The organism is Leptospira weilii (assembly GCF_006874765.1).
Classification (GTDB): Bacteria; Spirochaetota; Leptospiria; order Leptospirales; family Leptospiraceae; genus Leptospira; species Leptospira weilii.
Map to the genome: position 1 here is coordinate 747,501 of NZ_CP040840.1, position 24,757 is coordinate 772,257.

Below are 24,757 nucleotides of genomic sequence, written 5' to 3' on the forward strand. Positions count from 1 at the left end.
AAATCGCGGAAAAGCACAAAACTTCCGCGTTTGCGGCGATCGAAGATTTGATCTCAAAAGTGGATGCGGTAATTATCGCTGTTCCTACTTTTTTACATCACGAAATTGCAAAGAAGGCTTTGGAAGCCGACAAGCACGTGTTAGTCGAAAAGCCGATCGCAGAGACAACCGAGCAGGCAAAAGAACTCGTAAAAATCGCCGCAGACAAGAATTTAATTCTTCTTGTGGGGCATGTGGAGAGATTCAACGGCGCAGTATTAGAATTAGGTAAAATTGTAAAAGATCCCTTACTTATCGAGTCGAGAAGACTTGCCCCTTTTAATCCGAGAATCAAAGACGTGGGTGTCGTTCTCGATATGATGATTCACGATATTGATATTGTACTAAATTTGGTCAATTCTCCCGTTAAAAAGCTTTCCGCTTCGGGAACAAAGGTATTGTCCGCTCACGAGGATGTCGCAAACGTTGTACTTGAATTTGAGAACGGATGTCTCGCAAGTATTACCGCGTCCAGAACGACTCAAGCGAAAATTAGAACCTTGAATATCACTCAGAAAGACGTGTATATTATGCTCGATTTTACGGATCAGGAAATCGAACTGCACAGACAGGCTACTTCCGATATTCTTCTTTTATCCGAAGAGATTAAGTATCGCCAAGAATCGATTGTGGAAAAGATTTTCGTTCATAAAGATAATCCGCTCAAACAGGAGCAGGAACATTTTATCCGTTGTATCAGAAAAGAAACGGATCCGATCGTAAATAGAAATTCTGACGTTTCCACTTTGGAAATCGCCTATCAAATTCTTTCTGAAATTCACGGAACTTCTAAAAGGTAATCCGGCCTGAAACTGGTTAAGATATGGAAGAAACTTATAACGGAAAAATTCTAATCTCCAACTCTTCGATTGTTATGGACTATTTCAATCAAACGGTTATCTTAATGGTGGAGCATGACAATCAAGGTGCTTTCGGTTTGGTACTGAATAAAAAACAGAAGGTGTTTATCGGAGATGTAATCCAAGGAATCCCGGATCATGTTAGTCGTACTCTTCCGATTTATTCCGGTGGTCCTGTGGATCCTACGTTTATATCGGTGTTACACGAAGACAATAAAATTTCTCAACCCGGAATTGAAGTGATTCCCGGTTTGTATCTCGCGAGAAGTTATGATACCCTTCTGGAATTATTGAAATCCACTTCCAAGTTTCACGTATACCAAGGATATTCCGGTTGGAGTGCTGGGCAGTTGGAAACTGAGATGGATCGTAAGTCTTGGGTAATTCATGAAGCCACAAAAGATTTTGTCTTAAATCAAGATCCTGAAACAACATGGCGGGAAGCTCTCAAAAGCAAAGGCGGGATTTATAAGTATTTTGTCGAACACACAAAAGATCCTATGTTAAACTGAAGCCGTTTTTTAATCTTTACAGAGAAATTTGGATTATTATGATCAAAAAACAGAGAGGTTAAGGTATGAAAAAGTTCCAAAGCTTGTTTTTTATTTTTACGATTTTAGTTTCTTTATTCCTGATTAAAAATCTTTCTGCAGACGGTTGTTATATTTGTACTTCCGGGTCCGCGGATCATTGTAGAGACTATTGCAGGTATGTTGGTTCCGATACATTTGATAACAGAAAAAAATGTCAGGACAAAGGTTGTAAGGTAGGAGGTACCGCTTCTTGCCCGACCGCTTCCAACTACAAAGTTTGCTCCGCTAAGGCGAGTATTTCCACTTCGGAATTTTTCGTTTCCAACCATTATTAGTAAATTCTCATGCGATCTCAATTGGAGATCCCCCAAGTATGTGTTTTATTTTTCTATTGAAAGTCATTTACAAGGTGGAATTTGTTTTTTAAGATAATGACTTTCAAGAATTGAACGGCAAGGAAGCGCTTTTCAAAATAGGCAAGAATTGTATGGAGGGTCGCTTTCTTTGAGTTGAAGACCTGTTTCAAAGCCTTAAAAAAATCAGTTACAAATCATTCAATCAATTTGGAATAAAAGTGCGGGAGTTCTCACAGATTACGTTACCTTGTGTCGTTTATGGGTTTTGGAATAAGAGGCCGTCTCAAAACCTTAAAAAGACATCTCTAAACGATCCGACAAGTTTCTAAAAAAACGTGGAGTTCTCACAGATTACATCGTATTGCCGGTTTTTTCCTGTCGTTTAAGATTGTAGTAGTTCCTACATTTTGATATTTTGAGACGGTTCTAAGTCTTTTTCGTTATTCAATTTCTGTGGGAGCCATACGCTCTGAAGCAGTCTCTTCAAACGATTTCGCCTTTCCTTTCTAATAAACGTGAGTTCGGCGTGATTCATTTTTCTGTAGGAATTTGAACTTATCCCGAAACTTCAGAATGCAGAAACTTCAACAAGAGTCTTCCAACGATAAAATTTGTTCGAAAGCTCATAACCTATCCAGTAAGATTAATCTGTGGAAGTTACTACGCTTTGTTCCGAATTTACTGAATACTGATTTCTTTTAAAGCGTGTCTTAAAACCATTCGATCTTATCAGAATCTCTGCGGATCGCTGCAATTGTTCCTGCGTTTTGGGGTAATCTCTTAAAATTTTGGGACAAGTTCTTTGTAAAATCTATTCTTAAAATGTGGGAACTAGAACAAATCGCGATTTTAAGAACAAATTTTAAAAGCAGGGACTCTTGCTTTTAAAAAATTCTTTTTCATTTTCAACCACCGAACTGACGTTTATTATTTTTAAATCCATAAGTTGGATCAAAATCCATCATTACGCATAACGTCATAATTAGCGCGGCTCACATAGGAAAAATTTTTGTCATTGTTAATTTTACGCGTTTATTTCGCACCGATCCATTTGTATTTTTCATATGGAGGATCGATTTCCAAAACTTGTACCTGCCCTTGATCGATCAATTTTCGAATCAAAGAATGTAGAATTGCAAGTGCCGTATTGTAGTAACTGCTGTTCGCCACTTTTTCTCCCATTGCTTCGAGAACCAAAGTGGAGAGGTCCTGATCGTCTTCTTTCAATCTGCGCACCACACCTCTTTCTAAAAGATTTAGAGTTTTCGAAATCAATTTAATCGCTCTTTGGGGATCCTCCGGTTCCGGTCCATGTGCGGGGAGAAGCCTTCGGATAGATAATTTGGAAAGACGATCCAAAGAACGATGGTAATCGTATAAGTTTCCGTCGATCTCTGCGTAAATAGAGGAGATGTTTTGAAGTACTAAATCGCCCGTAAAGTAAATCTTTTCTCCCAAGATATAAGGAGTTAAATGCCATCGATTGTGGCCGGGAGTATGCAGAACTCCGATTTCTCTGCCTCCTGCCTTAATCACGTCCCCTTCCACGAGTTCCACATCGAAATCCAAATACGGATCTACTCTTTCCGAATTGTCCAAAGCATCATGAAATTCGAATATACCAGTATCCACTCTTTTGAGTTCTGCGGCTCTTGCTGTATTGTCGTGATGACCTTTATACACGAGCCTTCTCATGGCTCTTTGAAAAACTTGAACGAATTCCACATAATTTCCAATCTCCAAGGCCATTCCCGTCATCGCGTACAGCTTTGCGTCTGTATAATAGCGTAGGGTCAAAGCGGCGCTCATATGATCAAGATGGTTGTGGGTGTAGATGATATGTTTGATTTTACTTAAAGAAAGGCCGATCGTTTTCAAAGCTCTTTGTAAAAGCCCCAGGTTTTCGATGTAACCGGAGTCGATGATGGTAGGTTCTCCGTCTGGAAGAATGTAAATATTGTTGGGTGAATAGAAAGGCTGAGGAATTTCGGTCTTAAAGATTCCGTCCCCGATGTTCTTTACTTCCGGAATAGAATCATATCGGTGGATTTTCATTCGATTCTCCCTAAGTGCAAGGGATCCTTCTTTGGATACAAGTTCTTTGGACGCACAAAAGTCTGCAATTGAAATTTCAAATAAAAGTCTCGGCCCAAAACGCTCTCAATCAAGCTGTTTTTCTTTACAACAATGTTCGGCTTCATCAGAATTTGGGGTTTTTAACTCCGGAATTCTTTCACCGTGCTTCATGATATGTGTAAACCTTTTTTTAGGACCTTTACGCTTTGTAGCTGATTTTGTTCATCAGGCGACCTGATTTTACTGATCCCTATAAAATAGAGTACCGTTGATTTGAGCGCAAATCCCACGTTTAGACACGGAATTTTAGACACTCTATCATGTAGAGATGAGTAGTGCGCAGAGTCGTGCTCGAACTCAATATTTTTCCCTATGGGTCAAAATACAGTGCTTCAGTCAAGAAATTGTATATTTCTTTTATTATATTCTTATTATATAGTTCCAATTTCTTGATTCCGCATCGCTCGCTCACGCAGAAAGTCTTTTGAATGATACTGACCGCCACCTGAAAAATGACACCTGTGATCTTGTGGTTGAACGATTTACGAAATCGAATTGCCATCTTGAGAGCGGGAATTGAAGTTTGTGCCGCACGAAGTTCTTTGCTCGCCGTAAAAAATTATTTTCTTTTCAGTTTACATATTGAAAGACATAGAATTATATTTACAGAATATTCTAAAATTATAAATCTCTGAATATGACGAAAAAAAGAGCGGTCAACTTATGGTCTCTGCGATTGCCTGAACCGGATCGGAAACGTGTCTGATATCCATTCCCGTATTCAAACGAACCAATTCTTCCGCCATATTTACTGCATAGTCCCCGGTTCTTTCCAAACAAAGGATAAGTCTGTATACGTCGGCAAATTGGTTTTTGTCTAATCTTGGATCCATGACGAACTTTAAAAAAGCGGATTGGCAGAGGTTATTGATCTCTTCTTCCACTGTGTGAACGCTTCCGTAGAATCGATTTTTTTCCTCGACCAAGGATTCAACAGCCATTCCGACTATCGTAATGACTCTGGATAAGAGTTTGTTGAGAATTTCTTCCTCGCAAAAGAATCTTTTCGGGATTAAACCTCTTCGAAAGCATTTGGCGCAGTTTACGATTTGGTCTCCCATTCTTTCCAAATTTCTCGTGATCCGAATAGCCGAGAGTGCGAATCTAAGAGGGTCGCGTTTTAAAACGACTTCTCCATCCACTTGATCCATTCCCATGGAATTACGATTGGCTACCGCTTCCAAAATCGCGTTCTGAGAAAGATTGTCGTTTTGTTTCTCTAGATTGTCGATCAGATCATCTCGATCAATTAGCTTTTTTGCAAGTTCGCTGTCGTCTTTTTCTAAAGCGTCGTCTAAAAGAAGCACTTGTTCGAGGCATAGCTCTGCCATGCTGTAGAGGTTTTTACGAAGAAAGTCAAATTTAGAAAACATAAGATTAAGAATCAGACGAACAAGGGTTCGAGTAAAAAGAATCCTTCTTAAAAAATATGTTTGGTCAAGTAGATTTTCTTTTCAGAAAATCTTACCTTTTTGAGTCTTGATAATCGGAATTTTATTTCTTTCGAGGGACTTTTCCATGATGAAAATTGTCATTCGAATTCTATATCATACAGTGCTACTACATTTTACCGATTATCGGGTTAAAATCGCTTAAAAACCTTCCATCGCTTTCGAGAAACTGTTGTATAACGTTCGAATCCATTTTTGAGACGATTTTTAACTTTTTTCTTTGGGAGAAAAGCTTACGTCGAAAATTTCCATTGTCATTGTCACGGGTTTTTATTGTCTTTTTGTGTAATTTTTTTAATGAGACATTTTGGAGGAAGGTTTTTCCGCAAGCGTACTGGTAAAATTCAATTTCAAAACTTCAAATCCGATTCTGTGGTTCGTAAATAGGATTGTTGATTCCAAAAAAAGAAATAGAGTTTTAGAATCCGATTCTTTTCGCATTTACTACTCGGCCGCTTGAAAATGATACTCGAAAATAAGCGGTCGGTTTTGCAAAAGTGCAGCGGTTCTCAAAAATTAAGTCAAATCGGGAAATCCCGGCTTTTTAGAGTAAGATTCTAATTTTCGAAATAAGTTTGTCATAGTATTCTATTCGTGCGTTCGAGTAGTAATACTACTCGATCTCTATAAAATCGGGCACCGTCAATTTGACCGCAAAACACTGATTCCATGTCAAATATTAGGTACTTTATTATATAGTTATTAGTAAAACAGTTCCGATTAAACGATTCCCGTGTTGCGAAGAATATACCAAAGAAGATATGTAAAACTTCCGTATTGTACGATAAAACCGGTGAAGCGGGTATTGATTGCAAGCACCGAGCCGGAACTAAGATGAGCGAGAGTCTGAAAAATCCTCGCGCCTAAAACGATCTGCGATACAAGTCCGAATGTTTCGTCTAAAACTCCGGTGAAAGCTCCGATCAAAACTAAGACTCCGAAAAGAGGTAAATTCTCTATACAATTGAGATGAGCTCGGTTGAGCCTCCAATAGAATTCGCTTCCGTGTTTGATTCCTGCGGGGAATTCGTCCGATTTGTTTGTTCCCATCAGTACTCTAAATGATCGTATGCTCACCAACCAAAGTCCGAGCACGAGTGTCCAAGATACAAAACCTAATAATGCGATGATTGCCGGGTGCATTCCACTCTCCACGATTGTTATTTCGGAGAATAGAATCAACTCAGTGTTGAAAAGCAAGTCGGATTTAGGAGTCCTTTTTACATTTATTTCGGATTTTGTTTTTACGGCAGGCGGTTTCAAAATTTTGATCGCCTTCGATTTCTCAAAGTTAGTCTTAAATAACATGAGTTCGGTATAACAAAATGCGAAAGCGATTCTATGTTGTGACCTGGCTGCCGATCCATAGAGAGGCAGCCGCTGAGTTAAGCCGATCCATAGAGAGGCAGCCGCTGAGTTAAGCCGATCCATAGAGAGGCAGCCGCTGAGTTAAGCCGATCCATAGAGAGGCAGCCGCTGAGTTAAGCCGATCCATAGAGAGGCAGCCGCTGAGTTAAGCCGATCCATAGAGAGGCCATCACCTTACCCACAAGTGCTTGGATTTTAAAATAAATCTGTCGGAATTCCGACAAATCCTCTGTGAAACGATCGGCCCCACCCTGATTTTTGGTGGAGGGTGATGAGCGACCCGTAGGGAGCAAATCATTGAGCCTGGAGACTCGGGAGATTTTTCTCTATCAAAAAATCATACTTCTTGCAAGTAAAAGTATCGTTCTTGTCGGAACACTTGAAAAATATCAGTTTTTGATTCTTATGATCCCAAAAGTCTTCTTAATTTGTGGGTTGGTGATGATAGAGAACGTTTTGCTGAGTTTAGGCAGCAACACTTTAGTTTCTTATTCGCCCGAACTCACGTTAAATATGGAATCAATTTGAGTCGGGATAGTCGTAGATTGTGGCGACCCATATTCCATTTTTTTGATGTAACACAATTGTGGTCAGCAATATGGAGATGCTCAAGATTAGTTTGCCGGTTTATGGAATTTTTCAATCGCAGATTAATAAACCCTAACTAACGTTCAACGACCCAGGTTTTGATGATTTCGATATCGTTGATGACTTGAATTTTATATTTGCCGGGTTGTCCGGGAAACAAACTCCAGTCGAAGTAGGAAACGGAGGATTTCCACTCGGGTTGAAGAGTCCAATCGATTCTTTTGCAGATTGAATCCGGATTGCATACTTCGACTTTCAGATTATATTTTCCCGGTTTTCTCACCTCGAGTGCGAGAATCGGTCGTTTTTGCGGATTGAATTTTTCTTCGCATTCGAAAAGTTTCTTTTGAATAAATTCAGAGCAAATTTTTAAATCTTCTTCAAAGAAAATTTTACCTGCGGGCAAGGCGTTCGAAGGATTCCAATAAACTACGCCTTCTTTAAGCTCGTCTAACACTCCTTCGTCGGTTTCGAAAGAAATGGGAACTGATTCTAAGGTTTGAAGATCTTCTTTCTGTCTTAAAACATGAAAATGTAAATGGGGAGCGCTACTAAAACCCGTGTTTCCGGAGAAGCCAATTCTTTCTCCCGTTTGGACGGTTTGTCCGACTTGAACCGAAACTCCATTGTGTTTTAAATGAGCGTATTCGGCTATGCTTCCGTCTTTATGTAGAATCTGGATGAAGTTCGCTTTGTCTTTGTAGAAGGAGGTGGTTCCTCCAGATTGATATTTGTCTTGTATTGCGATCACAAGTCCTTCTCTTGCGGCGAGAACGGAGCTTCCTTCCGAAAGAGTAAAATCAAGCGCGTAAGTGAACATTCCCGTATGTGTGAACTTTCCGTTATATCCTTGCCCGACCCTGGAAGAGGATTCAAAAGGTAAACGATAGGGAAGGCTTCTCGCTTTGGAACCGTCGTCCCCCGCTCTTACATAGATGTTTGAGTTGTAAGAGCGTTCTTTGTGAGCGTCGATCGGACTGATCGTGAGAAATTTTTTCGGTTCCGAACCGCCTTTGGAAATAAAACGATACGGTAGGGGGACGTCGGACTCGAAGTTATTCAAAGTCGTGAAATTGAAATAGATTGTAAAAGGATATTCTCCCGAAGGTGTTTGGTTTTGGACGTAAAATTCTACTTTGTTATTTTCGTTGCGGGTAAGAATACAGATCCATTCTTTTGGTTTACATTCGCCTTTGAAATCGGAAGTTTTCGCCAATAAACCGGAAGAGGTAATTGCGATAAAAATTAAAACGACAATAAGATTTCGCATATCGATTTCATCATTTCCGATGCGCCATAAATTAGTAAATCATCATTATCTTTGATTCACCAGTTCCCTTTTTCAAACTTTTTGACTTCCGAAAAGTGTTGTTTCGTTTCGGGATTAACAAAGGACTTTTAAGATATATTCTTTATATTCCGATCGTAATTTCTAAGTTTATCTTTCAACTTTGAGAAAGTGAAATTTTTCCAAAACAGAAATATCAAAAACTTAAAGCCACATTCATCATTTCTACGTTGTAAAAATTCTCAATCTAACGAAGGTAGGTTTTTATTCTCGTCATTTTTGATTCAACCCACGCATGTGGGGAAAAGCTTTTGTAAACCTGTGACATCAAAACAAACTCCGGTTCAACCCCACGCATGTGGGGAAAAGATCTACACCGGCGAGGACGCTTTTGATGAGAACGGTTCAACCCCACGCATGTGGGGAAAAGACCTGTTGCATCACATAAGAATCAACTCCAAACGGTTCAACCCCACGCATGTGGGGAAAAGATCTACACCGGCGAGGACGCTTTTGATGAGAACGGTTCAACCCCACGCATGTGGGGAAAAGGTTATCAGGTTAGGAACATTAAAATTAACCCACGGTTCAACCCCACGCATGTGGGGAAAAGTTTGGATAATGGATATTCTTGAAGATGTCTCTCGGTTCAACCCCACGCATGTGGGGAAAAGTTCTGAAGTTGGTATTTGAATGATTTTATTTCCGGTTCAACCCCACGCATGTGGGGAAAAGGCCTTTATGCGTAGCGGACACACCACGATGCCGGTTCAACCCCACGCATGTGGGGAAAAGAGCCGCAACTTGATATTACACTCGATCAATTTCGGTTCAACCCCACGCATGTGGGGAAAAGTCTGTTGTCCCTATTTCGATTGAATTTTACACCGGTTCAACCCCACGCATGTGGGGAAAAGTGTAAGATAACTTAGTTTCATATTCAATCCTCCGGTTCAACCCCACGCATGTGGGGAAAAGTTCATAAATAGGAAATCTTTCATTCAAGGAACCGGTTCAACCCCACGCATGTGGGGAAAAGTCAGATTATTCCAATATATTGTTTGTAGCTAACGGTTCAACCCCACGCATGTGGGGAAAAGACTAAAAGTTCGTATAGTATTTTACATACTATGTCAGCTTAGAGTTTATTTTTAAAGGTATGATCGGTCTTGTGTTTTTGTTCACAAAATCGATTAGGTTTGTAAAAGAAAAACCGTCCCCTTCAAGAAACCTTGAAAGAACGGAATCATTTAAGGTTCTTTCTGGTTTCGATTCGGACTTAGCTTGGGTATAAAAGATAAACCTTCAAAATCTATTATCTCGTGAAACAAATCGTCGTGAAAACGAATTTCGGATCCAAAGAAAAAGAACCGATCATTTTGAAGGAGGTGGGAACAAATTTGTTTAGAAAGGGAAGAATTATTTACCATAATATTATGTATATCGGAATTATATGAATTGAATATTATAAAAAAATTTAGAATAGGTTTATCCTTCGATCTATAAATTTTAAACTTGTGAGGGCGATCGCAATTTCTAAGTCAGATTCATTGAGTAGAAATGAGGGCTGCGCATAGAGCAGAATGCATTGTTTTTGAACCTTCCCCGAATGAGTCGACAGGTCTTGCAAAAGCAAAAGATAAAAACATGGCACGTAAACCACAATACGATGAAGAATTCAAGAAGAACACGATTGAACTACTGATAAAGCCCAGAAAATCCATGACGCAGATCTCAAAAGGTTTGAGAGTTTTTGTGAATACCTTGATAAATTGGAAAAAGAAGTATCTGACGGATGATGGCTCTTTTCAATACGAACTTCGAGCAGAGAATGAACGTTTAAGGAAAGAACTGATGGAAGTAAAGGAGGGGGAGATCTTAAAAAAGTCCGCGGTCATCTTCTTGAAACCAAGGAAATGAAATATACGTTTGTAAAAAAGAATCGATTTTCGATAGAGGATACATGCAGGATTCTGAATGTGTCAAAGAGCGGTTACTATGAATGGTTGAAACGAGAAGATAGCGAGAGGGCAAAGTCCAATCAAAAGTTGGACGAAAGGATTGCGGATTCTATTTGAGGAACATGAAAATCGATCCGGGTATCTGCGAATTCATCAAGACTTACGTTCGGAAGGGCTTGACACAAGAAACGTAGGAGAAAGCGTTCCGTTGAGTTTCCTGGAATCGTTTTTTAAAACTTTAAAGATGGAGGAAATTTACAAAAGAAAATTCAACAATAAGGAAACAAAATATTTTCTGTTTGACTATATCGAAAGATATTACAACAGAAGGAGAAGACACTCGGCTTTAGGCTACCTGAGCCCGGTCGAGTTCAGAGAATTACCGCATCCGTCGAGGAAGCTTTTTCGTTAGGCGAAATGCGCTAAACTAAAGCTTAATATTGAAGAATTAATGAGAAGGAGCTTGAGCGGTCTTTTGTCTAATTTCGAAGCGAAAATCATTTCATTTTAAAGTTGACATTGGTATTACCAGGGTTATACCAATAGTATGAAAACGGCAATCTCAATTCCTGATGAGCTATTTAAGACCGCAGAAAAAACAGCTAAAAAGCTTGGTATTCCTCGTAGTCAGTTATTTGCAAAAGCATTAGAGGAATTTATTCAATCTCATAGTAAAGAATCCGTAACTGAGAAATTAAATAAAGTCTACAATAGTAAATCTAGCGAAACTAAAAATAACATCACTGACTTATCCGTAGAATCACTTCGCAAAAGTTTAAAAAATGATTCGTGGTGAAATTTGGTGGGTAGACTTGGGAATTCCCTTTGGAAGTGAGCCAGGATTCAAACGTCCGGTTTTGATAATTCAAGATGACTCTTTTAATCAAAGTAATATTAATACAATAGTTTCGATTGCAATTACATCGAATTTAAATCTATCCGAAGCACCAGGTAACGTTTTAATTAGTAAGAAAGATTCGAATTTATCAAAGGATTCAGTCGTAAATGTCTCTCAAATTGTGACTTTAGATAAAAAAAGATTTCTTAATAAAGTAGGAAAACTTAAATCCAATAAACTAAATGAAGTTGAAGCGGGGCTAAAGTTAGTTACAGACTTAGATTAAATGGCACTGCGTCTAACTTCGTATCCTCATTGCGCTCGGCATTCGCGGTTCCGCTCACTCTCACTTTGGCCTTCCAGCACATTGTTTGGTCAGTTCGATTCGCGGGACGCGACGCTAAGGTTCACTCAAACCTCGTGCCAAGTCCTTCGCAGGCACAACATCGAGAAGGATACTTCGTTAGGCGCAAGCGTCGAAAATGATCGCGGAATTCAAAATTTCGGAGAAAAAATCTTGAAATACGTATAGGATATAATATTCTATACGTAGGATTATTTCATGACTACTAAATTAACTTTGTCTATTGAAAAAACCGTTATTGAAAAAGCTAAAAAATATGCGCAGAAAAGACATAAAAGCCTATCTAGCATTATTGAAGATTACTTGGCTGAATTAACAAAAGAATCTGAGCGTGAACAAAAAGTAAAAACGAAGGCTCAGGATTTAGCTCCAATAACAAAAAGTCTGGCAGGCCTTTTAAAAGGCAAAGAATACGTAGATATTAAAGAGGATAAAGCTGCCTACTTGAGAAAGAAGCATGGCTTCTAAAAAGAAAGTATTCTTAGATTCGGATGTCATAATTGATTTTTTATATAGCCGACCCGAAGGTTTTGAATATTCAGCTCAAGTGTTTAATTTGATCGAATTAGGTAAGATACAAGGTTATATTTCATCATTAATCATATGGAATATTTTCTATTTATTGAAGAAATTTCTTGGACATAAAGAAGCTTTAAATAAAGTAAAGTCACTTCGAATTTTAATCAACATAATAAGTGTTGATGATAAAATTATCGACTTAGCACTCGATTCGAATATTAGAGACTTTGAAGATTCAATACAATATCATGTCGCAAAAAGAGAAAGGATTAGAATTTTTCTAACTAGAAATAAAAAGGATTATCCTAAACATGATCTTTCAATTTTAAACTGCGAGGAATTTATAAAATCTCTTCGATAATTTGCATCGAAGCGAGCACCTACTCATCTCTACATAATAGAATGTCTAAAATTCTGCGTCTAAACTTTGGATTTGTGCTCGAATTGACGGTACCTATTTTATAGGGATCAGTAACTTTGTTTAAACGCGGGATTTGTGTTCAAATTAACGATCCTCATTTATGTGGGGATCAATAAAAGTAGCATGTTGGAGAAAGATATTGCTGTTTGTTTTTTAAATAATGTTGTATTATTTTTCTCTTTTATAAATGGGCGATGCAAAATGATTTATTTTGTTATTAATTGACCTTCATTCAAAGTTTTTATAAATTATTAGAAGAGGTGAAATAATATGAGAAAAATAATTGTTTTATCATTTATTACATTAGATGGAGTCATGCAAGCACCTGGTGGGCCTGAGGAAGATACATCGGGTGGTTTCAAGTATGGCGGTTGGACTGCGCCGTATTTTGACGAAGCTTCTGGTAAGGTCATGGAAAAACAAATGAAACCTGCAGATTATCTTTTGGGCAGAAAAACATTTGAGATTTGGGCCGATTACTGGCCCGAACATGCAGACTTTTGGCCAGCCATCAATGATGGCACAAAATACGTGATGTCCAAGACCATGAAAAAGTCAGATTGGAAAAACTCAGTATTCCTCGAAAGTTTGACGGATATCGAAAAGCTCAAAAATTCAGAAGGTTCTGACATTCAAGTTTGGGGTAGTGGTAAACTCGTTCAGCTGCTGCTTAAGAATGATTTAGTGGATGAGCTATGGCTTAAAATATTTCCCGTTACGCTCGGTAGGGGCAAACGTTTGTTTGATGATGGGGCCATCCCGGCGGCATTTATATTAATAGAGAACTCTGTTACACCCAGTGGAGTGATTATTGCCAATTACAAGCGAGCCGGAAAAGTCAAGACAGATACTGTTGGAGTTTAAAGAGAAATAAAATAAGAAAAGTAATTGTTTCATCATAGGAATGGAGGTTGAACTAAGACAGACCGCACTACCAACTTTTTAAAGATGTTACTCAAAAAGGCTAGGTACAAAAAGGCGATGACAGTCAGATACGAAAGAATTGTATCTTGAGATCCCATTACTTGTAGGTAACGTTATGGGCGGGGGCGGAGTGAGACGACAACCGATCTGTCAATGGGTGACAACGGAGATCGATACACTGCTTCTTTTGAAGCGTGAGTTCAGATTCTATTCTTGAAAATTTATGCCAAAGACGAATTCTCAATCCTATCTCACAACATAATCCTGAACTTTGTAGAGAAGTGTGAGTCTCGCTAAAATCAAAATCAAATTCAAACCAAACAAATACAAAAACGGTAGGTCGACGATTTCCTCGTCCTCCGCTTTTATAAAAAGATAAAGAGGAATGGCAAATGTAAAAAGGCGAATCGTATTGATATACTCGGACCAAAAATGATAGTGATTGGCGATCGCGACCATCAGTATCACGAGCGAAAAACCGACCTTGTAAAAGGTTCCCTTCTTCCAAGAACCCGTAAACGGAATCAAGAACATCGTAAGAAATTGCAACACGAGAGGAAATTTGGAAAAGGAACGGACGATTTGTTTGGTTCCTCCTCCGCTCATAAAACTTGCTCCCAACTCCATTAGATATTTATAAATTCCTTCGAAAGGAATCATAAAAACCGCGAGCCTGGTCGGAGTCCAATTTGGCAGAGTGTATTTGAGATACGTCTGCCAGAGAAACGGAACGAGTAAAGTGGAGCCTACAATCAGCATCTTCTTGACATCTTTGCGGGATAAGGCCGCAAGCCCCAAGGAGAAAAGATAGAATAACGCGGGTTCTTTCGTGACCAACGCGAGTCCGGAAAGAATATAAAACGGAACGTAACTTTCCTTATCATAAAAATAAATCGCAAGCACGATCAACGAAACCATGATCGTATCGCTCACAAGAACGGAATAACTCGCCAGCGTAAACGGAGAGACGAGATATAAAATCGCCCAATGAGATTTTTCCTTTAAAAGTACGCGAAGAGCCAAATAAGAAAGATAAAGCAGCGAAATACTTAAAACATACATTCCCGCGATGTTTCCCCATGTACCGAAAATTCCCCAGACGGATATCAGTAATGGATAACCGATACGGGGCGCTCTATACGTTGCGTCAAAACCTTCCGGCCATTGAAGGCTCAGATTGGAAATCGATCTGGAATAATAGTAAAAAATCTGACCGTCGTAACCGGCTCCTAAATCTCCTTCTTTTCCCTGAAATGCGATCACGCCTTTCGGAGTTTCCGCTTCGTTCTTTTTAATGAATTCCTCTCCGAAGTTGACCATCGCGGAAGGATTCCATTCGTAACGGGACCAAAGTGCAAGCGTTACGAAGCCGTATAACGAAACGAGAACAATCAGACCTTTTAGGGGAGAATCTACTTTTCGAAATAAAGATTCAAGTTTCTGCATATTCTAACCAGCCAGACCGAGTTTTCTTTTTAATAATTTTAGGGCAAACCAAATCGCCTGTTTTAAAACCCTTCGATTGAAGGAAGAGTTGGAAAACACATAGTGAATTCCGATTTCCCGAATCGTACCTTTATTTTTTGCGACGATGGACAAGGCTTCCATGTGAAAGTCGAACGCGATCGATTCGAGTTTGGACTCGGCAATCCAAGTAAAGGCCCGTTTGGAATACTTTCGATAACCGGAAGTGCAGTCCCTCAATCGATACCCGAAAACATCGAACAAGCCCGGAGAAATACAGTAATTTATTACCTTGGCCGCGAGGAAAGATATTAGCTTTCTGTAAAGTGGAACACCGTCGGTCGTTATGCGACTTCCGATCACGAGATCCGTATCGGTATTGATGAACTCGGGAAGTTTATCCGGATCGTGAGAAAGTCCCGCATCCATAGTCACAACCGAATCGTATTTTTTTTCGACTGCGAACTTCATTCCGTCCTGAATTCCTCCGGGAATATGAGTGTTTTTTTCGTGACGGATCGTAAACAGTTTCTTAGGATGTTTTTTGATCAACGCCTGGACGATCTCGGGAGTTTTGTCCTTGGACGCGTCGTCGACGACGATCACGTCCGAATATTTCAAAGCCCGTTCGACGACTTCTCGAATCGTTTCTTCCTCGTTGTAAGCGGGGATTACGACTAAGTTTTTCATTTTTTGACTTCGAATACGGATTTATCCGCTTGGATCCAGCGAATCAGCCTTTCCACGCCTTCTCTCGGTTTGAATTTAGGATTGAATCCGAATCCTTTCGCCTTGGTGATGTCGCAAATAAAATAACGCATATCTCCCGGTCTTTCCGCGTCGAATACAATCTCCTGCTTTTTACCGAGTATATCTCCGATCATATGAATACATTCCAATAAGGAAATCTTGTGATCGGGACCGCCGCCGATGTTAAAAACTCCCGGAGTCGGATTTTCGAACCAACGGAGATAACTTTCCGCTCCGTCCGCGGCATAAAGGATATCGCGCGCTTGTTTGCCGGTTCCGAAAATTCGCAAAGGCCAACCGAAAACGGAACGAATCGCAAAGTTCGCCACCCAGCCGTGATCCTCTCCGCCAAACTGGCGTTCGCCGTAAATTCCGGTAAAACGAAACGTCGCGGCCTTCAACTTATACATATCCACGTAGGTTTTTACGTAGTGTTCCGCGCTCATCTTGGAAGCGTGTAACGGGGAAATTTCTCCCACCATCACGGGTTGATCTTCTCCGATCGCGACAGGAGTTCTTTCGTAGGACGTAGCGCCTTCTTTGAGAGTGTCGTTGATCGAGTTTCCGTAAACGTGAATGGAGCTCGTATTAACGACCGGAATATTTCGTTTACGGGCGACTTCCAAAACATTAAAGGTTCCTAATGCGTTTGTGGTGAAATCAAGTTCGGGATCTTCCCAGGAAATTGTCATCGCGGGTTGCGCCGCGGTATGAACGATAAAATCGCAACCTTCCGTACGATCCGCAAGATGTTCTCGATTTCTGATATCCCCTTTCACCATCGTAACACCGAGCGCCTTTAAAAAATTCCAGTTGTATTCGCGAGTAGCTTCCGTTCCGTATCCGGTTCTTTTCAACTCGTATTTGGTCATACTATCGTAACTGACAACATCCCAACCTTGTTTACGAAACGTTTCACAAACGTGGGAACCCAGAAATCCGCACCCGCCTGTCACTAAAACTTTTTTTGTCATAAATATCCCTTTTTCGTATTCTATAATTAAAAAATTCTAAATTAGTTTCCGAACCATTTTTTCTTCAGCATCAAACGGACGATTGAAAGGAATTCGCGAGTTGTGTTCTTTGGAACGGATTCGATCGGACGATAATAGGAGATCGGAATTTCGATACAACGCATGTAAGAACGAACAGTTTCCATCATCAGTTCGGGAATGATTCTACGGTCAGTCATTTCCAGATCGGGCTCGATTTTAGAATAAGAATCCTTCCAGATGGCAAAGTAAGAACACATCGCGTCCGTAAAACGCGGCTCCATTCCCCACCAAAAAACCTCGATGAGTTTTCCGAGGATCAGATTTACCACACGAACTCCGGGAAGAAGGTTGGAACCTTGTTCGATCATCTGTCTTGTGGTTCGGGTTCCGATCACCATATCGGAGTCTTTCAGATATTCTAAAAGTTTGGGATAATCCTTGGACCTGTACGATCCGTCGGGGGTTATAATGATCGCGATATCCCCGGAAGCGGCCCGGATCCCTTCCCGAATCTGTTTTCCGAAATGATCCTCGTCCCCTTCGGTTTTAAAGGAAAGAACTTTCGCTTTTTCTTTTTTAGCAATTTCTAATGTTTTATCCGTAGAGCCAAAGTCGACCACCAAAATTTCGTCTACCTTCCCCCGGAAATCCACGATCACGTCCGCGACGGATCTTTCGTTGTTTTTTGTGGGGACGATCAGAGTGGTTTTAAAACGTGCGAATTCCTCGTTTCGGATCTCATAAACCGCATGGTGGTAGTCCTGCATGGAATTGATATTGAAGTATTCCACGTCGAGTTTCGTCGCGAAAACTTTGCGGCTTTTTTTTGCCATCAGATCGATTACGTCCGTGATCTCGATGATTCCGTTTTTGGCCGAAGGGGGGGTTTGTTTAAAATATTCGAAATAAGCTGGAGTGAAAAGATAGCTTCCCAGGCCGAGGAGGTTGTTCGGAGGATCGGAAGGTTTTTCCACGAGTTCCAAGATTCGATCCCCTTGTAGTTCCACGGAGTAATTTTTTCGGATTCTGGAAAGAAGGGTTGTTTTTTGAACGCCGATCGAGGCGATCAGTTTCGGATGTTTTCGAAACGTTTGTATGAATTTTTTATGATCCGGATGAAAGTAAAACTCGTCCCCCAGGATCGTAATAAACGGAGAACGAATCTGCGATTCCAAACTTGCGATATCACTTGCGAGACCTTTGGTGGTCCAAGGGGAAGGAATGATTTCCACGTTTTGATGATTCTTTCGAATCTTTTCGATTTCGGAAAGTACCATTTCTTTGAGGTGGCCAACTAGAATATAAATTTTTTTAACACGAAACGTGCTCTGCATCAGCTCGACGTTTCGTTCGAGGATCGTTTTTCCCTGAAATTCGAATAAGGGTTTGGGAATGTATGTCGTTCTGGGATAGGCTCGTGTTCCTTTTCCGGCCGCAGCGATTACCCCTACTTCAATATTTGCCACTTAGGGGATATGCTATTTTTAGAGGCCTAAGGATGTCAAAACGATTTAGAAAAAGGTTTTTACGAATATACCGAAAGGATTTTTATTCTCGGAAACGTTTTCGGCCGGAAAAATTTTAAAGTACAAAATGAAGTTTTTAAAAAGATGGATTGCTCGCTAATAATTGTCCCAAAACCTTAAAAGAAATCGGTTACAATCATTCAGTAAGTTCGTAATAAAACGTTGAACTTCCCTCGAAAAAACGGACAGTCTATGCAGTAATTTTTCCTCTATCAGAAAATCATACTTCTTGCAAGTAAAAAGTCTCATTCTTGTCGGAGCACTTGAAAAATATCAGTTTTGTGATCCTTATGATCCCAAAAGTTTTCTTCATTTGTGGGTTGGCTATGGTTCCCGACGGGGCGCGAGAATGCTCTTGCTCTGTGTTTAGGACAAAGAAGCGCGGATTTTAAGGAGATTATTCCTAATTCTTCTTTTTTGGTCGTCGGTCAAAAAAATTTCATTCTTTTCGGCTCTTTGGATGACTAAGTCCGCCTTGGTTACGAACTCCACGGCCGCTTCGTCAACGGATTCCTGATTCTTCTGCTTTTCCCGAAAAACGTTCAAAGCCTTTTGAACTTCCATTAATTCCCGTGTTACGTTTTTGATTTCTAAATCCGGAGTAGCCATATGATTTTTCCTGATCGAAAAGATTAAAAAACGATCGGGTATCGACGTTCTTATTTTGAAATTCGATTGTACAATCTGTTTTTTGTACAGAAAAATTTTTCTGGTTTTTATCGAATTGTTCAAAGTTATCAAGTTGAGATTCGTGAACTCAAAAGAGAAAACTCAATTGTCGACTGAGAAAAAATTCATTGAAAAATCTAGAAATTCCTACGATTTACGAAATCGGGATTGGAAAAATAGAATTTCCTATTACAGAAACTTTTTTAACCTAACAACATTCGAGTTGCTTCAATTCGGAACACGAATTGAAAGTTTGTCCGATATGGGTAGCAGTAAAAAAGACGATTTAAAAACTCATCAACCGCTCCAAGAGACAGTTTCTGGGAACTACTGCGTCTAAACGCGGGATTTATATTCAAATTAACGTGAGTTCGGTATAACAAAATGTGAAAGCGATTATTATGTTGCGACCGTAGGCAGCAACACTTTAGTTTCTTATTCCGCCCAAACTTTCTTACGCCGAACTCACAACTCACGTTAAATTAATCGTAAAGAACGTCTATATACTTCTTCTTCGCTTCCAAATGTTCTTTGAGAGATTTCGCGAAGTAATGGTAACCGTCTCCTTTTAAGAGAAAAAAAAGATATTCTGTTTCTTTTGGATAAAATGCCGCTTCCAAAGCGGGAAAGCCTGGATTGGAAATCGGTCCGGGAGGAAATCCTTTGTTTAGATAAGTGTTATATGGAGATACGATTTTGAGGTCCTTCTCGAAAATCCTGCTATGCGGTTTATCAAAAAGATATTGAATTGTGGCGCAAGATTCCAAAGGCATATCCCGTTTTAAACGGTTGTTGAAAACTCCGGCCATCAAAGGTCTTTCTTCGTTCCTTTTCGCCTCGCGCTCCACGACGGAACCAAGAATTACGAATTTATGAAGTTCGGAAGGAGAAAGATTTTTCGCTTTTTCGATCTTTGCAATTCGAACGTAAAATCTTTTGATCATCATTCGAACGATTTTATCGACCGGATAATTGATCGGAATGCTGTACGTTTCCGGAAAGAGATATCCTTCGGCGGAGGTCGAGGGAATGTTGAATTCTCTCAAAAGTTCGGGTTTGCTCGCCGCAAGTAAGAAGTCTTGGCGCCTCGGGATGATTTTTTTGGAAACTAGAAGATCGCCGATCTGGCGATTGTTATATCCTTCCGGAATCGTAAAGTTTACGAGTTTTACTTTTCCTTCGGTGATTACCTGAAGAATTTTTCTGGAGTCCATTCCGTCGTTGATCTCGTAAAGACCTTGTTTGATCTTTCCCGCGCTTCTCGTAAAACGAACCAGATAAAGAAAATACTTGGAGGATTTGATCATACCGTGAGTGGAAAGAGTTTCCACAATCTTTCCGGGAGTATCTCCGGATTCGATAAGCAGGTCGATCTTGGTCTGTCCGGATCCGACGGCGCCTCCTTTGAGTTCGTCCACGACAAAAAACGTTGTGACGGCAATCAAAAGAAAAACCCCGATGAGTAGTCCCGAGAAAATCAAAAATTTTTTAATATTCATAAATCCAATTTATTTCCTTCGATAACTTTCAAAAAAATCTAGGGACAGAGTACGATTTCAGTTTTTTTCTGGAAGAAAATTTCTCGAAATTGGCAATAGATTCCACTCCCCTCCCGGCATTCTTTCCCTAAAAAAGCAACTGTAGTACCCTTCATGGCAGGCCGCAATTTTTTGTTCCACTTGATAGACCAAAAAAGATCGGTTGAGTGGGGACAGGATTTGAAGAATTTTTTGCGTATGTCCCGAAGTGTCTCCTTTTTTCCAGAGTCGATTTCTGGATCGACTGAAATAATGCGCGTAACCGGTTTGTAAAGTCAACCTTTGGCTTTCTTCATTTCCAAATGCCTGCATGAGAATCTGGTTTTGAGCATCGATCGCTACGATAGGAATCATTTCGTTTGTGGGAAATACTAAGAGTTCTCGTATTTTTTCAAAATTCAAAGGTGGGAAATCCGGATGTACAAATAAAACCGTATCCTCATCACAATCCACCTCTTCTCTAAATCCTTTGGGAAGGCCATTTCTATACCGAGGTAATTCTTCCTCTAAAATTCGAGAGAGGGAAGCAATCAACCGGGTCGGTTCTTGAACTTCTACAATTGTGATCTTGCGGGAACTCATGACGTTTTTAGAATGTAGGAACTCCTAAAACCAAGGTTTTAAAAATCCGTCTTCGGTCTAATCAAATCCTACGACTTTGTCTTTCGTCTTTTTATTTTGAAGAAATATTCCCGATTGGTTAAGCTTGTTTCGAAATTCGATCTATTTTCTGCAACGCTTCCCGGCCGCGTTGCAGATTTACATTCTACTTTAAGTCTTTAAGCCGCTTCCCGTTCCTTTCTTCCAGGCAAACCGTCGAACCGAATCGTATAACCGACTACTTTTAATTTGCTTCTATTACTTCCGTCTTGTGACTTCCATCGATCCTGACGAAGTTCGCCGATCACGGTCGCTTTTTTCCCTTTTTTGAGATATTCGTGCGCGTTTACGGCTTGGCGGTCCCATAATTCGATGTCTACAAAAGAAACCTCACCCGGTTCTTCCGGTGTGGATTTATAATCGTGATTGACCGCCAGAGTGAAAGTGGCTACGTTCTTTCCGCTGTTTAAGGTTTTAATTTCCGGATCGGAGGTGAGATTTCCATCCAAAATGATATGTGCTAAGTTTTTCATTCTTCATACTCCTATTGAGAGGAAAATTTTCTTCCTCACCGAAAACGGTTCTCAGTAGGAATCAAACGGAGCGCAATTTTGGATTTTTTGAGAAGAATTCGGTTTTTTCGGAAGAAGCGAAATCCTTTTATCCATAACCAACCCCAAGTATTTGGATCCGAAGATAAATCTGTCGGAATTCCGACAAATCCTCTGTGAAACAGGCTCGGTCCCACCCTTATTTTTGGGTTGGGATGACGAGCCTGCTGAAGAGCGAGGCGCTGAGTTTGGAGGCGGAAAGGCTCGGGAGATTTTTCTCTATCAAAAAATTATACTTTTTGCAAGTAAAAAGTCTCATTCTTGTCGGAACACTTGAAAATATCAGTTTTTGATCCTTATTATCCTAAAAGCCTTCTTAATTTGTGGGGTTGGTTATGCCTTTTATCTTACGACACGAAATCGAAAGACTTTTCAGGAAATAAAATTCTTTTTCGGTTTCGACCCGATGAATAAAGGCGATCCAGTATGGAAGAAGGATTTTCATTTATCCAGAGCGTTTTCCAATTCCTCGAATATTCCTATACTCAAAAGATCCTGGTTTTTAAGATCCAAATCCTGGACCCAAAAATCGACGTATGCGCTTAGTCCTATGAACAAAACGAGAGAAGAGACTAACATACGTTTGTTTCTCGTTTCTCTTTTATCCCTGCGAATTACATTCGAAGAAATATCCCTCACCCAATTCCTGTCTTTTTTTCTTTTTAAGATTTCTTCTTTCAGGGAAAAAATACGATTATTTTTCATAAAATTTTTCCTTGACTCGTTTTATCATTTCTTTTCCTCGAAATGCTCTCGACTTAACGGTTCCCGGTTTTACTCCCATCGTCTCCGCGATTTGACTTTCGGAATATCCCGCAAGATAAAACTCGAGAACCTTTCTATATTTATCGGGAATTTTAACTAAAAGCGCGCGTAACGTTTCGATCATTTCCTGAGGGTTCCATTCGGAATGTCTCGAATTTCCATTTAAGTCCGTATGGCTTGTGAGAAAATCCTCCTTTTTTTTGGACTTGGTCAATTTTTCCGCGCGCTCTTCCTCTTTTCTAAGTTTGTCGTTCATTCTTAAGGATTCGTTTCTCGCGATCGTGTACAACCAAGTGCTCAGCTTTGATTCTTTGCGAAACTGATCCTTCTTGAGGGCTTTGTAGGCTCGAAAATAAGTTTCTTGAGCCACGTCGTCGATGGCATAAGAAAACCTCTCTGCGAGGTTTTTTTCTATCGCAGAGAGGACAATTTCCCGAGTGGAACTTACAATTTCCGTAAATTCAGATTCAGTCATCATGATGATGGTGTTTTTGTTGAAACTCTGTAATCAAATCCACTAGTTTATTTCTTTGTTCGGGAGTGAGAATCGTATGAAACTCGACCGCTTTTTTCGTCATAAAAGTTCTCATCTCACTCATCTTATTCATTTCCAGTTCGAACGACTTATTGATTTTTTTCTCGTCTAAAGTCGGCTGACGAAACTCGGCAAGCACTTCTGACGGAATTCTCGGTCCTTGTAGTTTAAGCTCTTTTCTCTTAGACAAGATCTCGTCTTTGATACGATAAAGTTCTTTCTTCTGAGAATCGTTCAGATCCAATTCCGAAGTAATTTTTTTAGCGACAAATTCCGCTCTTTTTTCAGGAGACCTGTAATGTCTGCATCCTCCTGCGAGCAGTCCCAGGACTAAAAAAGTCAGACCGGAAACTTTAAAAATTTTTTTCATTGGATTCCTCCATTGTATAGAACTTTGACCAAAGGGAAAAAACCAGGTTCCGCTTTTTTCAGAATTAAGGAGATTCGTTTTTTGTGTTTTTGTTTTTTGCCAAGGCTAAAGGAGTAAGACAAACTGGCGCCCTTCCGGGTGGCATAACCAACCCACAAGTATTGGATCCGAAGATAAATCTGTCGGAATTACGACAAATCCTCTGTGAAACAGGCTCGGTCCCACCCTATATTTTTGGGTGGGATGACGAGCTCTGCTGAAGAGCGAGGCGCTGAGTTTGGAGGCGGAAAGGCTCGGGAGATTTTTCTCTATCAGAAAATCATACTTCTTGCAAGTAAAAAGTCTCATTCTTGTCGGAACACTTGAAAAATATCAGTTTTTGATCCTTATTATCCCAAAAGTCTTCTTAATTTGTGTGGGTTGGTTAGATGCGAAGCATTTACCACATCACAAAAAACAATCAGTACCGCGTGTTAACAAGCGATACAAAGGATCGCTTCACTCAGAAAAACGCTCTCTAAGAGAGTTTCCCTAAACTTTCAAATAGCCGAGTAAAAAACCGGCGCAGGCGCCGCCACTGAGAGGAGCAATTACCGGTAACCAAGCATACTTCCAATTGGAAGAACCCTTACCTGCGATTGGTAGAATAAAATGAGCGAGTCTTGGGCCCAGATCTCTTGCGGGATTGATCGCGTAACCCGTTGTTCCTCCCATCGAAAGCCCGATGCTCCAGACAAGAATTCCCACTAAGAATGTTCCGAAGTGAGCGGTCAAACCCGTCATCGTAGGAGAGAAAATAGAAACGATTCCTAAAATGAGTAAGAAGGTACCTAAGAATTCGCTGAAAAAATTGGACACGATATGCGAAATTGCGGGTTCGGTGGAAAACACCGCGAGAATTTTTCCGGGATCTTTTGTTTCCTTCCAATGAGGAAGGTAATGTAAGTAATTGAAAACCGCGCCGAAAAAGGCTCCTCCGACTTGTGCGGGAATATACAACGCTAATTTAGAATAATCGCCGGTCTTGACGGCAAACGCGAGTGTTACGGCGGGGTTGAGATGGGCATCCGAACTTCCGAATGTGTTCGAAGTGAAAATTCCAAGCATTACCGCAAAAGCCCAACCGGCGGTGATTACGATCCAACCTCCGTCTTTGGATTTACTACTTTCGAGCAAAACTCCGGCCACAACTCCGTTGCCTAAAAGAATTAAAACGAAAGTCCCCAAAAATTCTCCCAAAACAGGCGATAACATTTTTCCCCCTACAAAAGTCGGAACTAAAATTCAC

The 24,757-nt window shown here is 40.2% G+C and carries 27 protein-coding genes and 1 CRISPR repeat array (1 of these 28 running past the window's edge); of the genes, 11 read left to right on the forward strand and 16 right to left on the reverse strand.

Going from position 1 to position 24,757, the window contains the following annotated elements; all coding sequences use genetic code 11:
- The 3 genes from FHG67_RS03545 to FHG67_RS03555 form a co-directional block, all read left to right on the forward strand.
- Positions 1 to 839, forward strand: partial view of a Gfo/Idh/MocA family protein gene (locus FHG67_RS03545; RefSeq protein ID WP_036075704.1) — the 3' portion only. The gene continues 130 nt to the left of window position 1, outside the view; the window shows 839 of its 969 coding nt (coding positions 131-969); its start codon lies off the left edge, out of view; its stop codon occupies positions 837 to 839.
- A 23-nt stretch (positions 840 to 862) separates the two neighbouring features.
- A complete protein-coding gene (locus FHG67_RS03550) occupies positions 863 to 1,411 on the forward strand; it encodes a YqgE/AlgH family protein (RefSeq protein WP_004495461.1) in 549 nt (182 codons plus the stop codon).
- A 65-nt stretch (positions 1,412 to 1,476) separates the two neighbouring features.
- The gene (locus FHG67_RS03555) at positions 1,477 to 1,767 is read left to right on the forward strand and encodes a hypothetical protein (protein WP_004495504.1); all 291 of its coding nucleotides are present in this window, start codon (positions 1,477 to 1,479) and stop codon (positions 1,765 to 1,767) included.
- A gap of 1,053 nt (positions 1,768 to 2,820) precedes the next feature.
- Here the strand turns inward: FHG67_RS03555 and FHG67_RS03560 are convergent.
- From FHG67_RS03560 to FHG67_RS03590, 4 genes are all read right to left on the reverse strand, one after another.
- A complete protein-coding gene (locus FHG67_RS03560; protein ID WP_004495446.1) occupies positions 2,821 to 3,843 on the reverse strand; it encodes an MBL fold metallo-hydrolase in 1,023 nt (340 codons plus the stop codon).
- 737 nt (positions 3,844 to 4,580) lie between these two features.
- A complete protein-coding gene (locus FHG67_RS03575) occupies positions 4,581 to 5,297 on the reverse strand; it encodes a phosphate signaling complex PhoU family protein (protein WP_002748660.1) in 717 nt (238 codons plus the stop codon).
- A 798-nt stretch (positions 5,298 to 6,095) separates the two neighbouring features.
- Entirely contained in the window at positions 6,096 to 6,518 is a 423-nt protein-coding gene (locus tag FHG67_RS03585) for an MAPEG family protein (RefSeq protein ID WP_036075715.1), read from the reverse strand.
- Positions 6,519 to 7,407: 889 nt separating this feature from the next.
- Positions 7,408 to 8,601, reverse strand: a complete 1,194-nt coding sequence (locus FHG67_RS03590) for a M23 family metallopeptidase (RefSeq protein WP_004499273.1) — start codon at positions 8,599 to 8,601, stop codon at positions 7,408 to 7,410.
- 358 nt (positions 8,602 to 8,959) lie between these two features.
- A CRISPR array of direct repeats spans positions 8,960 to 9,719; the repeat unit is 29 nt; unit sequence CGGTTCAACCCCACGCATGTGGGGAAAAG.
- A 547-nt stretch (positions 9,720 to 10,266) separates the two neighbouring features.
- Here FHG67_RS03590 and FHG67_RS03600 point away from each other — a divergent pair.
- The 8 genes from FHG67_RS03600 (at position 10,267) to FHG67_RS03630 (ending at position 13,586) form a co-directional block, all read left to right on the forward strand.
- Positions 10,267 to 10,539 carry a transposase gene (locus FHG67_RS03600; protein WP_036075712.1) on the forward strand — a complete coding sequence of 91 codons (273 nt, stop codon included), beginning with the start codon at positions 10,267 to 10,269 and terminating at the stop codon, positions 10,537 to 10,539.
- On the forward strand, positions 10,536 to 10,697 hold the full coding sequence (locus FHG67_RS21630; RefSeq protein ID WP_004499288.1) for a transposase: 162 nt from the start codon (positions 10,536 to 10,538) through the stop codon (positions 10,695 to 10,697). The genes FHG67_RS03600 and FHG67_RS21630 overlap by 4 nt, the downstream gene beginning before the upstream one ends.
- A gap of 91 nt (positions 10,698 to 10,788) precedes the next feature.
- Positions 10,789 to 10,992, forward strand: coding sequence for an IS3 family transposase (locus tag FHG67_RS22175; protein WP_004499257.1), 204 nt, complete (start codon positions 10,789 to 10,791; stop codon positions 10,990 to 10,992).
- A gap of 135 nt (positions 10,993 to 11,127) precedes the next feature.
- A complete protein-coding gene (locus FHG67_RS03610) occupies positions 11,128 to 11,376 on the forward strand; it encodes a hypothetical protein (RefSeq protein WP_004495460.1) in 249 nt (82 codons plus the stop codon).
- Positions 11,363 to 11,704 (forward strand): type II toxin-antitoxin system PemK/MazF family toxin, encoded by a 342-nt coding sequence (locus tag FHG67_RS03615; RefSeq protein WP_016758518.1) that lies wholly within the window; start codon positions 11,363 to 11,365, stop codon positions 11,702 to 11,704. Before FHG67_RS03610 ends, FHG67_RS03615 begins: the two co-directional genes overlap by 14 nt.
- A 276-nt stretch (positions 11,705 to 11,980) precedes the next feature.
- A complete protein-coding gene (locus tag FHG67_RS21635; protein WP_036075696.1) occupies positions 11,981 to 12,250 on the forward strand; it encodes a DUF6364 family protein in 270 nt (89 codons plus the stop codon).
- Positions 12,240 to 12,662, forward strand: a complete 423-nt coding sequence (locus tag FHG67_RS03625) for a type II toxin-antitoxin system VapC family toxin (RefSeq protein WP_004499259.1) — start codon at positions 12,240 to 12,242, stop codon at positions 12,660 to 12,662. The genes FHG67_RS21635 and FHG67_RS03625 overlap by 11 nt, the downstream gene beginning before the upstream one ends.
- Before the next feature lie 330 nt (positions 12,663 to 12,992).
- Positions 12,993 to 13,586 carry a dihydrofolate reductase family protein gene (locus FHG67_RS03630; protein WP_004501734.1) on the forward strand — a complete coding sequence of 198 codons (594 nt, stop codon included), beginning with the start codon at positions 12,993 to 12,995 and terminating at the stop codon, positions 13,584 to 13,586.
- A gap of 306 nt (positions 13,587 to 13,892) precedes the next feature.
- On the opposite strand, the gene FHG67_RS03635 is transcribed toward FHG67_RS03630, so the two are convergent.
- The 12 genes from FHG67_RS03635 to FHG67_RS03700 form a co-directional block, all read right to left on the reverse strand.
- Entirely contained in the window at positions 13,893 to 15,092 is a 1,200-nt protein-coding gene (locus FHG67_RS03635; protein WP_004501723.1) for an AZOBR_p60025 family cell surface glycopolymer formation protein, read from the reverse strand.
- A gap of 3 nt (positions 15,093 to 15,095) precedes the next feature.
- The gene (locus FHG67_RS03640; protein ID WP_004501733.1) at positions 15,096 to 15,800 is read right to left on the reverse strand and encodes a glycosyltransferase; all 705 of its coding nucleotides are present in this window, start codon (positions 15,798 to 15,800) and stop codon (positions 15,096 to 15,098) included.
- Positions 15,797 to 16,834, reverse strand: coding sequence for an NAD-dependent epimerase/dehydratase family protein (locus FHG67_RS03645; protein ID WP_004495537.1), 1,038 nt, complete (start codon positions 16,832 to 16,834; stop codon positions 15,797 to 15,799). Before FHG67_RS03645 ends, FHG67_RS03640 begins: the two co-directional genes overlap by 4 nt.
- Positions 16,835 to 16,875: 41 nt before the next feature.
- Positions 16,876 to 18,321 carry a sugar phosphate nucleotidyltransferase gene (locus FHG67_RS03650; RefSeq protein WP_004495535.1) on the reverse strand — a complete coding sequence of 482 codons (1,446 nt, stop codon included), beginning with the start codon at positions 18,319 to 18,321 and terminating at the stop codon, positions 16,876 to 16,878.
- A gap of 426 nt (positions 18,322 to 18,747) precedes the next feature.
- Positions 18,748 to 18,990: a hypothetical protein gene (locus FHG67_RS03655; RefSeq protein ID WP_002630839.1), complete on the reverse strand. Its 243-nt coding sequence runs from the start codon at positions 18,988 to 18,990 to the stop codon at positions 18,748 to 18,750.
- Between the two features lie 542 nt (positions 18,991 to 19,532).
- Positions 19,533 to 20,549: an endolytic transglycosylase MltG gene (gene mltG / locus FHG67_RS03665; RefSeq protein WP_002630834.1), complete on the reverse strand. Its 1,017-nt coding sequence runs from the start codon at positions 20,547 to 20,549 to the stop codon at positions 19,533 to 19,535.
- Positions 20,550 to 20,606: 57 nt separating this feature from the next.
- A complete protein-coding gene (locus FHG67_RS03670) occupies positions 20,607 to 21,170 on the reverse strand; it encodes a phosphoribosyl-AMP cyclohydrolase (protein ID WP_004499271.1) in 564 nt (187 codons plus the stop codon).
- 197 nt (positions 21,171 to 21,367) lie between these two features.
- Entirely contained in the window at positions 21,368 to 21,721 is a 354-nt protein-coding gene (locus tag FHG67_RS03675; RefSeq protein WP_002630835.1) for a single-stranded DNA-binding protein, read from the reverse strand.
- Between the two features lie 519 nt (positions 21,722 to 22,240).
- Complete coding sequence (locus tag FHG67_RS03685; protein WP_004496067.1) at positions 22,241 to 22,504, reverse strand: hypothetical protein; 264 nt, start codon at positions 22,502 to 22,504, stop codon at positions 22,241 to 22,243.
- Positions 22,494 to 23,042 carry an RNA polymerase sigma factor gene (locus FHG67_RS03690; protein ID WP_002630836.1) on the reverse strand — a complete coding sequence of 183 codons (549 nt, stop codon included), beginning with the start codon at positions 23,040 to 23,042 and terminating at the stop codon, positions 22,494 to 22,496. The genes FHG67_RS03685 and FHG67_RS03690 overlap by 11 nt, the downstream gene beginning before the upstream one ends.
- Positions 23,032 to 23,469, reverse strand: coding sequence for a Spy/CpxP family protein refolding chaperone (locus FHG67_RS03695; RefSeq protein ID WP_004495925.1), 438 nt, complete (start codon positions 23,467 to 23,469; stop codon positions 23,032 to 23,034). Before FHG67_RS03695 ends, FHG67_RS03690 begins: the two co-directional genes overlap by 11 nt.
- 531 nt (positions 23,470 to 24,000) lie before the next feature.
- Positions 24,001 to 24,723, reverse strand: coding sequence for an MIP/aquaporin family protein (locus tag FHG67_RS03700; RefSeq protein WP_061218308.1), 723 nt, complete (start codon positions 24,721 to 24,723; stop codon positions 24,001 to 24,003).
- Between the last annotated feature and the right edge of the window lie 34 nt (positions 24,724 to 24,757).